Here is a 14,419-nt window from a genome sequence, read left to right on the forward strand (position 1 = left end):
CTAGTACCGCCAGCTCTTCAAGTCCGCACCGGCCGGCGCGGTCTTCAGCATCCGCTCGATGGCCTTGGGGATGAACATCTGGTGATAGCGCAGGCGCGACAGCGCGTTCGGCCGCGTCTGATCGCCGTTCCAGCAGTGCTCGGCGCGATCGCCGTAGTCCACTTCGCCGCCGTACGGCGGCGAGGTCGTACTCTTCAGGAACTCCTCGACCAGGTAGACGGCGTTGTTCAAGTAGTAGTTGTCCATGTCACCGACATAGATGTGGAGTTTCCCCTGCAGCTTCGCGCCAAGTCCCTTGTCCCAGTCGCGCCGCAGGATGTAGGAGAGATCGTAGTGGTCCCGCCAGTACTCGGCGACCGTCCGATCGATCGCGCCCGTGCGCCGGTCCCAGATGCGCGCGGGATACCCGTCGGGGCCGGCCGGTGAGTAGGTCGCCTCCCAGACGTCCCACTGCTGGCCCGACCGCGTCTTGGTGCCGAGCACCAGCTCGAGCTGGTTCATCTCCTCGAGGGTCGCGTCGACGTGCCCGAGGTAATTGCGTCGCCCCGGCCGGGGCGTGCGCTTCCAGTCGCTGTCGATGTAGTAGGCGTTCGTGTCCTCGTAGAGATTGACGACCGTGAAGGCGCGGAAGTCGATCGGATCGGGACACGCGATGTAGGCGCCGTTGAAGTCGTCGGGATAGAACACCTGTGCGGCCATTGCCTCCCAGCCGCCGGTCGAGCCGCCATACATGAACCGCGACCATCCCTGCCCGAGGCCGCGATACTTCTGTTCGAGGTAGGGAATGAGCTCGCGCACGATGGCGTCGCCGTATGGGCCCTGGTTGGCGGAGTTGACCGCGTAGCTGTCGTCGTAAAACGGCGTTGGATGCTGGATCTCGATCACGATCGCGCGCGGGAAGTTCGGTCCGGTCCACTCACGGTAGAAGTCGTAGGCGTGCTGCTGCTGGATGCGGTTGTAGCCCTCGAGGCGAAACCGCGCCGCAAAATCAGGCTTCAGGTTCGGATCGGGTGGCGTCTCCCGGAAGCCGGTGAACGTGTACGGAAAGTGGCCGTGATAGACGAACAGCGGATAGCGCGCGCCGGGGTTCGCCTCCCATCCCTCTGGCAGCAGCACGTTCGCGCCCAGGTGCATCGGGCGGCCCCAGAACTTCGTCAGCCGCTCGCTCTGAATCCGCTCATGCCGAATGTACTTGGTGTCGGCGGGCGGCGGAATAGGCGGGATCACCTGGTCGAGCACGACCTCGATGGCACCCCCACGCGCCGGATCGACGACGAGGCGCGCGGGCGTGGAGTAGAGATTGCCGGGCGCGCGATTCCACTGCTGCCCCTCGCCGCGGTCCATCGGGAGCTTGACCGTGTGCCCGTCGGCCCGGCGAAACGTTTCGTAGCGGTGCAGCAGTGCCTGCACGGTGTAGGTCCCGGCCGGAATGTTCGCGAGGCTGGCAACCGGAAAGCCGAACACGCCCTCGTCCATCACCTGCGGCGTGCTGCCGCTCCAGCCATCCACATCGATGCCAAACACCGGCTGGGCGGTGGGTCCGTCCGACACCTGGAAGCGCGGTTCATCGCCTTCGCGCTTCGACAGCATGAGCAGCAAGCGGCCATCCAAGGGGGCGCTCGCGCGGTGCGGCGCGGCGATTGTGATCTGCACGCGCAGCGGTCCGCCGCCCTGCGCGACGAGCAGCGGCGAGCCGGCCAGCCACAGCCCGGCGGCCGCAGCGAGAAACGAGAGTAAACGGCGATGGAGGTACGGGCCCATTGGCGGAGTATAGACCCATCCGCGACCATGGGAACTTCATGGTCAATCAAGGTCACCCGCCAGGGCGCCAGTCGATCAGCGCGGCGGCAACGGTCGCCCCGCCTGCAGTTCGCGCACCATGCGGTCGTCGCCGGTCAGCTCCCAGTAGATCAGCGACGGCGGGATCATGCCGGCCTGGTTGATCTCGTCCATCACGCGCTGCAGCGTGAAGGCGTCGCCCAGCTGGCGCGCGCGTTCGGCGATGATCTCCTCCATCAACCGGCCCCCCGTGATGTAGCTGGCGCCGTAGCCGGGCTGTCGCAGGTAGAGGTGTTGTTCGAAGCCCAGCAGCGGATCGCGCCGCATCCAGCCGCGCGGGGTCCAGTTGACGTGGATGTCGGCGGCCTGCGCCATGGTCAGGTCGTTGGCGTGCGCGTAGAGGTTGCCGAGGCCGCGCGCCGCGCGCGTGATCAGCATGATCCAGACAATCTCGCGCGACCGCGGCGACTCGTCGTACAAGCCCGCGTGCATCATCCACTCTTCCATCGCCGTCGCCGTGCCCTCGGCACGGCTCATCCACACGTTGTAGAGCAGCGCCTGGCGGCGAATCGGGTTGGCATGCGGCGCCATCCGGATGCGCATGTTGTCCCACCAGTGATACAGGTGCGTCCACAGCGGAATGGGGTCGCGCTGGGTCGCCTGCATGAAGAAGTTGCGATTGGCCTCGGCCGCGAACGGCGCCGTCCGCTCGCGCATGGCGTGCTCCATCCACGGCTCCATGGTCAGGATGCGGTTGTCGGCCATCCACTTCAGGTAACGCGGAATCGCCTTCTCCTGCAGCGCGGCGTACGCCTCAGGCGTGTCGGCCACCGGCAGCGGTGGCAGGTTCCGGTTGCGGTTCTCTTCGAGCCGCAGCGACGCGTGCCCGCGCGCCAGTTCGCGACGCAGGATCGTGACCTCGTCCTCCCACGACAGCGGCGCCAGCAGCACGTTACGCAGATACCAGGTGTACTGCTCCTTGCCGATGCCGGAAGGCCCCGTCTTCTTCGGCGCCTCGGTTCGCAGCCAGTCGGCGAAGCTGTCGGTGGCGGCCCGGGCCGCTTCTGCCGCGCTCGCCAGCGCCCCATCACTTGCCGGCACGCGCATGGCCAGAGTCCGTAACGCCGCGCTTTGATCTTCGAAAGCCCGCACGCCGCCGACCCACAGGTCTTTGGCATTGGCCGCCGCGAGGTTCTCGCGAGCCGCGGCCAGCAACGGTGCCACGGTTCGCAGCTTCGTCGCCAGCTCGGCCGACTGCGCGGCAGAGAGCGGCTGAACGACGTCGAGACCGGTGCGCGGCCAGATCGGATAGTCGTACAGCTTGAGCGCGCCGTGGATCACCGGCCCTTCCTTGGCCGGCGTGTCGCTTTCGCTGGTGACGATCGAGGCGTAGTACGCGGGATCGCGCGCGAACGGCTGCAGCACCCGCAGGTGATACTCGAGCCCGTTCATCTCGGCGCGCACCAGGTGGTGATCGACCTGTTGGGGGATCGACCAGCCCGCCTGGTTGATTGCCTGCAGCCGCGCTTGCAGCTTGCCCAGTTCGGCCAGCCGGCGGGCATTGGTGGCCGGCGAGTAGTCGGGAATGCCGCCGTTCACGCGCGGCGGCTCTTCGAAAGCCCGCCAGTCGGCGAACACGCTGAGCAGTTGCGGATAGGTGGACGCGGGGGACTGGGCGCCAAGCACGCCAGCCGACAGGATCAAGAGTGCGCCAAGCAGCCCGTATTTCATCATCGTCTCTCTCAAGTCTTACTGACCCGTCTGTGTCTAATCGGTGTCAATCGGTGGCCCGTCGATCGTCTGTGTCTAATCGGTGTCAATCGGTGGCCCGTCGATCGTCTGTGTCTAATCGGTGTCAATCAGTGGCCCGTCGATCGTCTGTGTCTAATCGGTGTCAATCAGTGGCCTGGCGATTGCGTCGGCTTCGACTTCCACCAGGTACTCGTCTCCGATTAATTCGGCGCCAACCAGCGTGTTGGCCGGCTGAATCCTGCCGAAACGCTCGCCGTGGGCGCGCGCCACCGCTTCCCAGTCGCGGACGTGCCGGACGTACACCCGGGTCCGCACCACGTCGGTGAGCGCCGCTCCAAGCGACTGCAGCGCGCCCTCGACCTTGTCGATCGCAAAGTGCGTCTGCGAGGCGGCGTCCTGCCCGCCAATGGCCCGGTCGCCAAGCGTGGCGGTAGTGCCCGACACGGCGATGTGCTGCCCGTGGCGAATCGCCCTCGCAAAACCAGCGGCGGTCTCCCACACCGTGCCGCTGAGGCAACGCGTCCGGCCATCGGCGCCGGCGCGTGTCTCGTATGGGGCCGGCATGCTCTGGAGGTGATGGCTGAGATCGCCCGAGGCCGTGAGGAACGGCGGCGTGCGGTACTCGTCGCCGCAGTCGCCAGGGATCGGCGCAAGCGTCTGGAGCGCGGTGCGGATGTCGGCGCGGTCTTCGTCCGAAAGCGAAAACGAGAACAACCGCAGCGTATCGTCGATGTGGGCCCGCTCGCCGAGTCTCGCGCCGACAATCACGCCGGCCACGCCCGGTTGATCGAGGATGTAGCGGGTCGCGATGTTCGCGATCGAGACCCCGTGCCTGGTTGCCACCACCTTGGCCGCGGCGAGCACGCGTTGCAGCGCGTCCCATCCTCCGGCCACGCGCAGGAACCGTCCGTACTTCATCATCGACCACGTGCCCGTGCGTTCCCAGTCGGGCTCGGGCTGGCCGAGCCACTTCTCGGTCAGCCACCCGCCGGCCACGGTCCCGTAAGCCAGCAGGCCAACGCCGCTGACCTCGCAGTAGGGCGCCAGGCCAGCGGCGGCGCGCTGATCGAGCAGCGAGAACGAGACCTGGTTCGACACCACCTCGATCCCGCTGTTCCTGACCATCCGCAGGTGCGCGGTGTCGACATTGGTCAGTCCGAGTTGGCGAATCAGGCCTTCACGCTTCAGGTCCTGCAGGTCATAGAGGGTCTCGAGCCAACTGGGGTCGGCGTAGTTCCACGCGTGGTACTGCAGCAGGTCGAGCGACTCCGCCTGCAACCGGGCGAGGGCCCGCTCGACGGCGGTGCGCACCTCGGCCTTCGAGACGCGGCCCGGCTTCGGCACCCATTTCGTGAGGCACTGCACTGTGCCGGTGTCACGCGACCGGAAGATCCCCGCCACCAGTTCCGCCGACCCATAGTGATCGGCCATGTCGAATGTCGTCAGGCCCGCATCCACATACGGCTGCATCGCGGTAGCCGTGCGTGCGAGATCGATCGCGCGGCCATCGCGTTCCATGTCGGCGAGCTGCCACAAGCCGGTCAGCACGCGCGAGATGGAAAGACCTGGCGCGAGATCGATTCGTGGAACCGGGAGAAACTGTGCCATGCGGCTTACTCCGGCGGCAGTGCCGCAAAACGCGCCGGCAGGTCCACGCCTGCGGCCTTGAGCTTGGCGACTTCGCGCCAATAGATGACAGTGCCGGCCGCCATCACGGCCATCCACAGCCAGGTTGAACGGAAGTACCACGCCGCGGCCGGTGCCGTCAGGTCCTTGACGGTGTGGATCGCGAGGAAGCCTCCGATCACGACCACAGCGAGCACCGCGAGCGGCACGCGATGCGCCGGGTTGGGCAGCACCGTGACCGCGCTCGCAAGCAGCGGGTTCTTCCCCGGCAGCGTCAGCACCGAGACCGCCATCAACAGGAAGTTGACCAGCATCGCCGTGACGAGAATGTCCACCCCGAGAAAGAAGTCGCCGGCGAGGTGACTGCCGAGGATGCCGAGCGTCGCCATCACGCCGCTGGCGACGACGGCGACGTGCGGGGTGCGATGGCGCGGATGCACGGCGGCGACGGCCTTGGGGAAGATGCCGTCCTCGGCCCACGCGAACATCAGCCGCGAGGTCGCCAGCAGCATGGCCGGCAGGTCCTTCGCGAGCGCCACCGCGGCCGCCGACACGATCACCACCGTCCAGAACGGCGGCAGCAGGTAGCCGAGCAGACCCGGCGCCGTCACGTCGCGCCGCAGCGCCTCGTCTGCGACGTACTGCCAAGGCACCGCGTGATACACGGCGGCGGTGAACAGGAGATAGAAGAGCGCGACCGAACCGACCGCGAGGCCGATCGCCAGCGGCAGGTTGCGGCCAGGGTTGCGGGCCTCGCCGCCGGCTTGCGCAATCGCGTCGAAGCCGATGAACGACGCGAACAGCACCGCCGATGCCGACAGGAACGGCCACAGCTCGAAGCGGCTCGGCATGTCCGGAATCGCCCGGCCCTCGCGCGCCATCAGGGCAGTGGCGAAGTCGTTGGCACCAAACCAGAAGCCCGCCACGATCACCACGGCGCCGAGCGCGAAGGTCAGGAACATCAGCGGCACCACCAATCGCTGGTAGAACGCGATGCCGCGCAGGTTGGCGGCGACCGCTGCCCACAGCACGCCGAGCGAGATCGTCAGCCGCACCGGACCGGTTTCGAGCGCGGCCGCCACGCCCGGCCACGCCGCGGCCACCGCGATGTCGCGAATGAAGGGCACCAACACGTACGACACCACACCGATGGCCACGCACAACGCAAACCACTGCGAGAACGAGGCGACGAAGCCCAGGTAGGGGCTCAAGCCGCGGCTCGCATAGACGTAGCTGCCACCGGCGCGCGGCATGGCCGACGCCAGGATCGCGTAGGCCAGTCCGGCCAGGATGGCCGGCAGCGCCGCGAACAGAAATGCCGGCAGCACGTACGGGCCAATGCCCGGCACGTTGCGCTGAATCATGAACGGGATGATGTTGATGCCGGCGCCGACCATGGCGCAGACGCCGGTCGCCGTCAGTCCCAGCACACCCATCTCGCGGGCGAGCGTGGCCCGACCGGTAGGTTCCGACATGGAGCGGCCAGTATAGCCGTTGTACTATTCGTCGATGTTGACTGCCCCGCGCTCTGTGCTGTTCGCGATCCTCTTTGGGCTGCCGGTCGTACCTGCTGTCGCTCAGCCAGTCGCACCGCTGACGCTCGCGCAAGTCACCTCGCGACCGAGCGTAATCGGCACGCCGCCCGCCGCGCCCGCGTGGTCACCCGACAGCCGGCGCCTGGTCTTTGCTTGGAACGATCGCGGCCTGCCATTTCGCGATCTCTGGATCGTCGCGGCCGACGGCGGCGGATTGCGCCGGCTCACCGATCTCGATCGCACCCATCCCTCGCCGCCACCACCGGACGGGCGATCGACCGCGGCACTCGCGGCACAAGCGGCGGCACGCGCGCGCGGCGGCGTGGGCGAATACCTGTGGCTGCGCGACGGCCGCACCTTGCTCTTCACGTCCGCGGGCGCTGCTTATCGTCTCGATGCCGACGGCGGCATGCCGGCACGGCTCGACCTTGGGGGCGCCGCGTCGAACCTGGCGGTGTCGCCGGATGGCACGCGGCTGGCTTTCCTGCGCGCCGGCGACCTGTGGCTGTGGCCTCTGGATGCCAGCGCGCCTCCGTTGCGGCTGACCGAGGTCGCGGTGCCGGGCATCGCACGTGTACCGCTCGGCACCTACAACCGTGCCGATGTCGAGATCGGCACCGGCATCTGGGGCGCGAGCTGGCGCCCGTTCGCGTGGGCGCCCGACGGCAAGTCGATGGTTCTCCACCAGGTCGATCGCCGCCACATCCGCCGCGTGCCGTTTCCGTCGTACCTCGGCGACGAGACCATCGCCAGCGAGTTGCGCCGCGGCTATCCCGGTGACGAGAACGAACGTCGCACCCTGCATGTCCTCAATCTCGCGACTCGCGCCATGCGACCGATCGCACTCGAGGCGCCCGGCTACCGGGCGGTCAGCGACTTTCAATGGGCGCCCGACGGCCGGCTGCTGATCGATCGGGTGTCAGACACCGGCACCGATCGGTGGCTGTCGGTCCTGGATCCAGGCGCGACCACGCCACGAGTGGTGTGGCACGACCAGCGCGACACGCGCATCTATCCCTCCTACGCCGCCCGCTGGCACCCCGACGGCCGCCGCATCGTCGTCCTGGCGGATCTCGTGGAGCGCGATCACCTTTACACCATCGATACAACCGTTACAGCCGCGACGCCGGTCGCGCTGACCTCAGGCCCGTGGGACGTGACCGCGCTCGTCGAGATCGCGGCCGACGGCGCAGTGATCTTCACCAGCACGCAGAAGAACGCCTATGAACGTCAGGTCTATCGCGCGGCACCGGGTGGCGCGGCGCCGGTTGCCCTGACCACCCTGGCGACCGGGCCGGTCGCCCTGACGACGCTGGCCGGCACGCACGCGCCGGTGATGTCCCCCGACGGCCGCCACCTCGCCACGATCTGGACCGATGATGTGACGCCGCCGGAACTGATGATCGCGGCGAGCGGCTCGGCCACCGCGCGTCGTGTCACCACCTCGCCGCTGCCCGAGTTCTCGCGCCACGCGTGGGCCCGTCCTCGCTACGCAACCTATACCAACGCCGTTGACGGCTTCGTCGTGCATGCGCGCATTCTCGAACCGCCCGCGCTCGACAAGGCCCGCCGCCATCCCGTGATTTTCGGGCCGGTCTACTCGAATACCGTGCGCAATCGCTGGAATGGCCTGGCTGGAACACTCCAGCAGTTCCTCGTCCAGCAGGGTTACATCGTCGTGCAGGTGGATGTGCGGGGAAGCGTCGGCTACGGTCGCGCGTTCCGCGAGGCGTTCCTGATGGACTACGGCGGCAAGGACCTCGACGATCTGCAGGCGGTGGTCGATGGCCTGAAGGCGATGCCGTATGTCGACGGTGACCGCATCGGCATCTGGGGCAGCAGCTACGGCGGGTTGCTCTCGGTCTATGCGCTGCTGAAGCGGCCCGGGGTCTACGCCGCCGGTGTCGCCGGCGCACCGGCCGTGGATCCGCACGCGTTCGGACCGGATGACATCGCGATCACCCGGACCCCGGCGTCGCATCCCGAGGCGTTCGTGCGGGGATCGGCGCTCCATCTCGGCGACGAGTTGCGCGATCCGCTGTTGATCATCCACGGCCTGATGGACGATGTGGTCCCGTTCCGCACGACCATGGCGCTGGCGGAGCGGTTGATGCTGCTCGGCAAGGATTTTGATGTCGCGACCGCGCCCGCCGCAACGCACGCGTGGACGGCGCGCGAGCACTACGCAACGTATTTCTACCGCAAGCTCGTGCAGTTTTTCGACCGCCACCTGAAGGGCCAGACCCCTTAAAACGACGATTTTGGCCGCTTTTGCGCAATTCTGACCTCTGCCGGGGCGGACCTCTTGCCTGTTCACATTTAGAGGCAATTGGCCTTAGAATCCCGGTTTGAGGTAGCCAGATGTCTCTGAAGTGCGTCCGTCTCTTTCGGGCTGGGGTTCTCGTTCTTTTCGGTGCCGTCCTCGTGTCCGCGTCGGTCGCCCGCCCGGCCGCCGAGCAGCCCTTCGACTCCGCTCAGGGCCAGCAGGCTGCCGCACCGGCGTCGGTGACCTTCACCAAGGACATCGCCCCGATCTTTCAACGCAGCTGCCTGCAGTGCCATCAGCCCGACTCGATCGGACCGATGTCACTGAAGACCTACGCCGACGTCAGGCCGTGGGCGCGCTCAATCAAGCAGAAGGTGATGTTGGGCGAGATGCCCCCCTATCGCTACGACCGCAACGTCGGCATCCAGGACCTCAAGGATGACCTGCGGCTTAGCGAAAAGGAAATCCAGACCATTACCAAGTGGGTCGACAGCGGCGCGCCGCAAGGTAACCCGGCCGACCTGCCGCCTGCGGTGACCTTCGCCAACCCGAATGTGTGGGCGTTTGAGAAGGAAATGGGACCGCCCGATGTGATCGTCAAGACCAAGCCCTTCACGCTGGCGGCGCGCGGGCAGGACGTGTGGTGGCGCCCAATCGTCCCCACGGGCATCACGAAGGACCGCTGCATCAAGGCGGTGTCGGTGAAGCCGTCGCGCAAGGGCCGCGCTGCCGCGCACCACGCCAATACCGAGTTCGTCGAGTTCGACGAGAAGTCGGGTAACTACGTGGAAACCCAGCGCGTGTCGGAATACGCCCTCGGCAAGACCGGTGAAATCGTCCCGGCCGACGGCTGCCGCACCATGCCGGCCAACTCGCTGGTCCGCTGGGACGTGCACTACTACCCGACGGGCGAAGAGCTCAAGGACGATGTAATCGAGATGGGCATTTGGCTCTATCCCGAGGATCACAAGGGCAAATACAAGCAGGACCTGAGGCTCTACTTGATGACCATGAAAGGCGGCGATCTCGAGATTCCGCCGCACGGCACCACCATGACGCAGGGCTTCCACACCTTCAAGACGCCCGTGCGCATCGACAGCTTCCAGCCCCACGGCCACTTCCGGCTGGTGGGCAAGACGCTCGAGATTTTCTACCCCGAGACCGGCCGGCTCGAGATGGTGAGCTCGGTCTCGAACTGGACCAACAACTGGCACACCAGTCACATCTATGCCGACGATGCCGCGCCGCTCCTGCCGGCGGGCGCCGTGCTGGTAATCACCGGCTATTACGACAACTCCTCAGCCAACAAGGGCAATCCCGATCCCGACCAATGGGTGGGCCCGGGCAGCCGGACTGCGGATGAGATGTCGCACGCGTGGATCGCGGTGACCCACCTGGACGACGAAGGCTACGCGCGGATCAAGGCCGAACGCGAGGCGAAGAAGAAGACCACCACCGACGTCGCGGCGCCGCGGGACAGGCAGTAAAGCGTGCGTACACGTTCGTTTGTTCTGGGCGTCGTCCTGGTGACGGCGGCGATCGGGGTTGTGGGTGCGCAGGCGCCGCGGCAATGGCCGCTGGCGCCGACGCCGCCCGACGGTCAACGCGTCGCGCCGTTCTTCGACGGCTTCTACGAGAACGCCGACGGCAGCGTATCGCTGTCGTTCGGCTACTCGAACCTCAATGCGACGGAGGTCGTCGAGATTCCTCTCGGTCCCGACAACTTCATCGAGCCGAAGGAGTTCGACGGCCGCCAACCCACGTCGTTTCCCCCGGTTTCCGGCGGCGGGCCCACCGGCGCACGCCGCGATCGCGAGCGCGGGGTCTTCACCGTAACCATACCGGCCACCTACAAGGGCGACGTGGTCTGGACGCTGCGGCACGCAGGGCAGACACACAAGGTGCCGGGCCGCACGAAGACCGGCGCCTACGGCCTGAAGTGGCCCATGGCGATGGGCTCAATCCCGCCGGCCCTGCGCTTTGCGGCCACGGGCCCAGAGGGCCGCGGCCCGATGGGCATTGAAGGTCCGGCGCTGCAGGCCACCGTGGGCACCCCGCTGCCGGTGACGATCTGGATCAACGACGACAGCAAGCGCGAAGCCGATTCCATCCCGCTCAAGACTCGCGGCCCGGCTCGCCCCGCCGTCAACGTGGTTTGGTACAAACATTCAGGGCCGGGGCCGGTGAAATTCGATCCCGCCAGGACGGGCCTGACCGAATTGCAGGGCACCGTCAACTCCACGGCCACCTTCACGCAGCCCGGCGCTTATATGCTGCGCGTGCGCGCCGACAACTTCGGCCGCCCCGACACCTCGGCCGGCAACCAGTGTTGCTGGACCAACGGCTACATCAAGGTCACCGTCAGGTAACCCCTCTGAAGCAAAAGAAACGGCCGGACACCCGAAGGTGCCCGGCCGTTTTCGTTTTGGTCTCGCGTGACTCCTGAACTCCTCCCTAGAAGCGGTACTTCACGCCGAGTTTGAAGACCCGCGCGGCGATGATCTCGGTGGGCTGAAGGTAGGTCGAGCCCACGCGGTTGGTCTGCGCCGTGATGGTGTTGGTGTTCAGCGAATTGAACAGGTCGAACGTCCCTTCCACCGACTGGTTGCCCCAGGTCTTGATGCGCTTCGAGATGCGGTTGTCCCAGATCTTGGTCCACTCGTAGCGGCCGGCCTGCGGGTCGACGCGGATCGGGACCAGCACGTTGTTGCCGTCACGGATCTGCACCTCGCGGAAGTAGTAGTCGCCGCTTTGCGCCATCAGTGACGTGGAGTACATCAGGCCCCACGGCAGGTTGTAGCTGCCGCTGACACGCAGTGCGTAGTTCCACGACGGACTGGCGCGCTGGAAGTTCTGCACCCCGTAGTTGTTGCCCGTGACCGTGCCGGTGCCATAGAGCGCCTCGTTCGGGTTGCGCGGCGCGTTGTTCTTGAGGTCGCGATAGTCAGCATCGAACGACATCAGGAACGTGTAGTTGTTCGACTGCTGCTTGTTCAGCGTCGCACCGAACGCGTGGTACTGGCTGTCGCCGGTGGTCTGCACCCGTCGCTCGATGTTCTGCCCGAAGGTCGGGTAGGTCCGCGGCACCGAGTAGACGACCAGGGTCTGGTCGTCGGCGGTTCCCGCCCGATTGTCAGGGCCGGGGTCGATGCCGGTAGTGGCCACGGTGTACGCGTCGTAGGGCAGCGCCTCGTTGATCGCGTAGTTGGCGTTGCCGTCGCGCTTGTGCACGTAGTTGAACTGCACCGTCAGCACGCGGCTCAAGCCCAGGTCGAGGCCCGCCGTGTACTCATCCACATACGGCCCCTTCAGGTCGAGGTCGATCGAACGGTTGGTGCCGCCGCCGGTGGTTGAGGTCAGGTTGGCGGGGTTTGGCACATACGGAATCACGCCGTTCCAGTTCGAGTAGGTCCGCGTGATGATCGCGTTCGGGTTGAGGTCGGCCGCGCCGGGGCCGGGGTTGGCATTGGCGCCCGAGCTGCCGCCGACATAGCGGCCGTAGCTCGCTCGCACCGCCACGCGGCCTTCGCCGGTGAGGTCATACACCGCCGAGATGCGCGGCACGAGCGTCTGGTAGATCGGGTAGTTGTCTTCGCCCTTGGCCGCAAAGATGTTCTCGGTGGCAAACGGGCCGGTGCCCGGGTTGCCCTGCTCGGGCAGGAAGCTCGAGTAGCGGTCGTAGCGGACGCCCACGTTCAGCGTCAGCTTGCGGCTGAGCGTGATCTTGTCGTTGAAGTACAGCGAGTTGTACCACTCGCCCGAGCCGGTCGTGTTCGGGTAGTCGAACACCTGCACCGAGTCGGGACGGGTGAAGCAGCCCTCGTAGTTGGCGGACTCGTTGCAACCCGCGTCGCCGGTCACGCTGCGGTAGCGGTACAGCTGCTGGTTTGGGTAGCCGAGGTTCTCGGTGTCGGCGATGTTCTTCCAGCCCAGGTAGCCGGTCTTCAGCTCGTGGTTGCGGCCGCCGATATCCGCAAAGTAGGCGACGGTCGCGCCGTACTGCCACCGCCGCGGCGCCCGGTCGGTCTCGAGGAACGCGCCGCGCACCGCTGTCGTGGCCAGGTCGCTCTTGCGCACGTCGCTCGTCCACGGCACGTCGGGCCACCAGTAACCGCCTCGCTGCAGGCTGGCGTCGAACGTCGCCCGCGACGACAGGATCGACAGCCACTTGAACGACGGCCCGACCAGCGACCACGAGTCCTGGTTCTGCGTCGATTCCAGCGGCACGAAGCGGCTGGCCGTGCGGTACGGCTGCCACTTGCGGCCGACCTGGAACATGCCCTCGAACTTGTTGTTCTTGGTCACCTGGTAGGTCATCTTCAGTGTGGGATCCTGCAGCTTGGTGTAGAACTCCACCTGCTGGCGGTCCGACAACTGCACGAAGCCCGGAATCAGCATGCCCGACGAGGCGTCGCGGTGACTGGCATAGAACCACAAGCGGTTCTTCAGGAGCGGTCCGCCAAGTTCGCCGTAGTAGTCGGTCTGCTTGGTGAACTTGTTGACGCCGGGCGCATAGCCCTTGTCGCGCAGAGCCTGGGTGATGTTGTCGCTCTGGAAATCGCCCGACTGGTAATTGGCCGAGCCGAGGCCCTTGAAAATGTTGCTGCCCGACTTGACCACCAGGTTCATGGTCACGCCGGGGTTCATCGCGTCGGCGCCCTTGGCCGCCGTCGTGATCTGCGCCTCTTCGTAGGTGCCGAAGTCGCCGTAGGTCTGGTCCCAGATCATGCCGTCGTAGCTGACCACGCCGCCGCCGGCGCGGCCGAACGTGCGCGCCGCCGGACCCGAGCCGGTGCCGAAGCTCGAGCCGCCCACGTCCATCGACGTGGCGTAAAGCCCGGGAATCATCGAGACCAACGCCGTCAGGCTGCGGCTCGATGGCAGGTCGTCGAGCTTCTGCTGATCCCAGTTGACCGCGACGTTCGCCGACTCCAGGTCAATGGTCGGCGACTGGCTGGTGACGGTCACGCTTTCCTGTAGCGACGCCACCTCCAGCTTGCCGTTGATCGTCGCGGTCGCGCCGGCGTTGAGGTTGACGCCCTCGATGTTCAGCGTCGTAAACCCGGGCAGGGTGAACGACACGACGTACTGACCGCCCGTGAGAAGGGTGAATCGATAAATGCCTTGATCATCGGTAACGGCGGTACGGGCCCCGCCAATCATGTTCGGGCTGGTAATCGACACCGTGACACCCGGGAGGGCGCCGCCGCTGGCATCCGTCGCTCGTCCGGTGATTGCCCCCGTTTGTTGCTGCGCCTCTGCCGAACCCACGAGCGCCACGGTCAGCGCCAGTGAAGTCAGCCACACCACACTCCAAGTCTTCCAATTCATACACGCTCCTTGTCGCGCTCATCACGGGTACTGAGAGGAATTGCCCCCGTGACGGCCGACGAGCGGAACTTATAGCACCTATGCGAGCCCATAAGCCGTTACATACACAGACAGAACCGCCGCTGCCAGC

Annotated in this window: 8 protein-coding genes; 3 read left to right on the forward strand and 5 right to left on the reverse strand. The window is 66.4% G+C overall.

Going from position 1 to position 14,419, the window contains the following annotated elements; all coding sequences use genetic code 11:
* The 4 genes from Q8T13_02665 to Q8T13_02680 form a co-directional block, all read right to left on the reverse strand.
* Complete coding sequence (locus Q8T13_02665; GenBank protein ID MDP3716649.1) at positions 1-1,761, reverse strand: hypothetical protein; 1,761 nt, start codon at positions 1,759-1,761, stop codon at positions 1-3.
* 75 nt (positions 1,762-1,836) lie between these two features.
* Positions 1,837-3,513: a DUF885 family protein gene (locus tag Q8T13_02670; protein MDP3716650.1), complete on the reverse strand. Its 1,677-nt coding sequence runs from the start codon at positions 3,511-3,513 to the stop codon at positions 1,837-1,839.
* Positions 3,514-3,663: 150 nt separating this feature from the next.
* Positions 3,664-5,139, reverse strand: a complete 1,476-nt coding sequence (locus Q8T13_02675) for an aldo/keto reductase (protein MDP3716651.1) — start codon at positions 5,137-5,139, stop codon at positions 3,664-3,666.
* A 5-nt stretch (positions 5,140-5,144) separates the two neighbouring features.
* Complete coding sequence (locus Q8T13_02680; GenBank protein MDP3716652.1) at positions 5,145-6,632, reverse strand: amino acid permease; 1,488 nt, start codon at positions 6,630-6,632, stop codon at positions 5,145-5,147.
* Between the two features lie 34 nt (positions 6,633-6,666).
* Here Q8T13_02680 and Q8T13_02685 point away from each other — a divergent pair, with 34 nt between their 5' ends.
* The 3 genes from Q8T13_02685 (at position 6,667) to Q8T13_02695 (ending at position 11,327) form a co-directional block, all read left to right on the forward strand.
* Entirely contained in the window at positions 6,667-8,943 is a 2,277-nt protein-coding gene (locus Q8T13_02685; protein ID MDP3716653.1) for a prolyl oligopeptidase family serine peptidase, read from the forward strand.
* A 173-nt stretch (positions 8,944-9,116) separates the two neighbouring features.
* Positions 9,117-10,445, forward strand: coding sequence for a hypothetical protein (locus Q8T13_02690; protein MDP3716654.1), 1,329 nt, complete (start codon positions 9,117-9,119; stop codon positions 10,443-10,445).
* A 3-nt stretch (positions 10,446-10,448) separates the two neighbouring features.
* Positions 10,449-11,327: a hypothetical protein gene (locus tag Q8T13_02695; protein MDP3716655.1), complete on the forward strand. Its 879-nt coding sequence runs from the start codon at positions 10,449-10,451 to the stop codon at positions 11,325-11,327.
* 85 nt (positions 11,328-11,412) lie between these two features.
* On the opposite strand, the gene Q8T13_02700 is transcribed toward Q8T13_02695, so the two are convergent.
* Positions 11,413-14,289: a carboxypeptidase regulatory-like domain-containing protein gene (locus Q8T13_02700; GenBank protein MDP3716656.1), complete on the reverse strand. Its 2,877-nt coding sequence runs from the start codon at positions 14,287-14,289 to the stop codon at positions 11,413-11,415.
* Positions 14,290-14,419: the final 130 nt, after the last annotated feature.

It is taken from the genome of Acidobacteriota bacterium (genome assembly GCA_030697165.1).
Taxonomy (GTDB): domain Bacteria; phylum Acidobacteriota; class Vicinamibacteria; order Vicinamibacterales; family UBA2999; genus 12-FULL-67-14b.

Coding starts and splice junctions, on each gene's coding strand:
- Q8T13_02670 (MDP3716650.1), bottom strand. CDS start 3,513: ATGATGAAATACGGGCTGCTTGGCGCACTCTTGATCCTGTCGGCTGGC.
- Q8T13_02685 (MDP3716653.1), top strand. CDS start 6,667: ATGTTGACTGCCCCGCGCTCTGTGCTGTTCGCGATCCTCTTTGGGCTG.
- Q8T13_02680 (MDP3716652.1), bottom strand. CDS start 6,632: ATGTCGGAACCTACCGGTCGGGCCACGCTCGCCCGCGAGATGGGTGTG.
- Q8T13_02700 (MDP3716656.1), bottom strand. CDS start 14,289: ATGAATTGGAAGACTTGGAGTGTGGTGTGGCTGACTTCACTGGCGCTG.
- Q8T13_02665 (MDP3716649.1), bottom strand. CDS start 1,761: ATGGGCCCGTACCTCCATCGCCGTTTACTCTCGTTTCTCGCTGCGGCC.
- Q8T13_02675 (MDP3716651.1), bottom strand. CDS start 5,139: ATGGCACAGTTTCTCCCGGTTCCACGAATCGATCTCGCGCCAGGTCTT.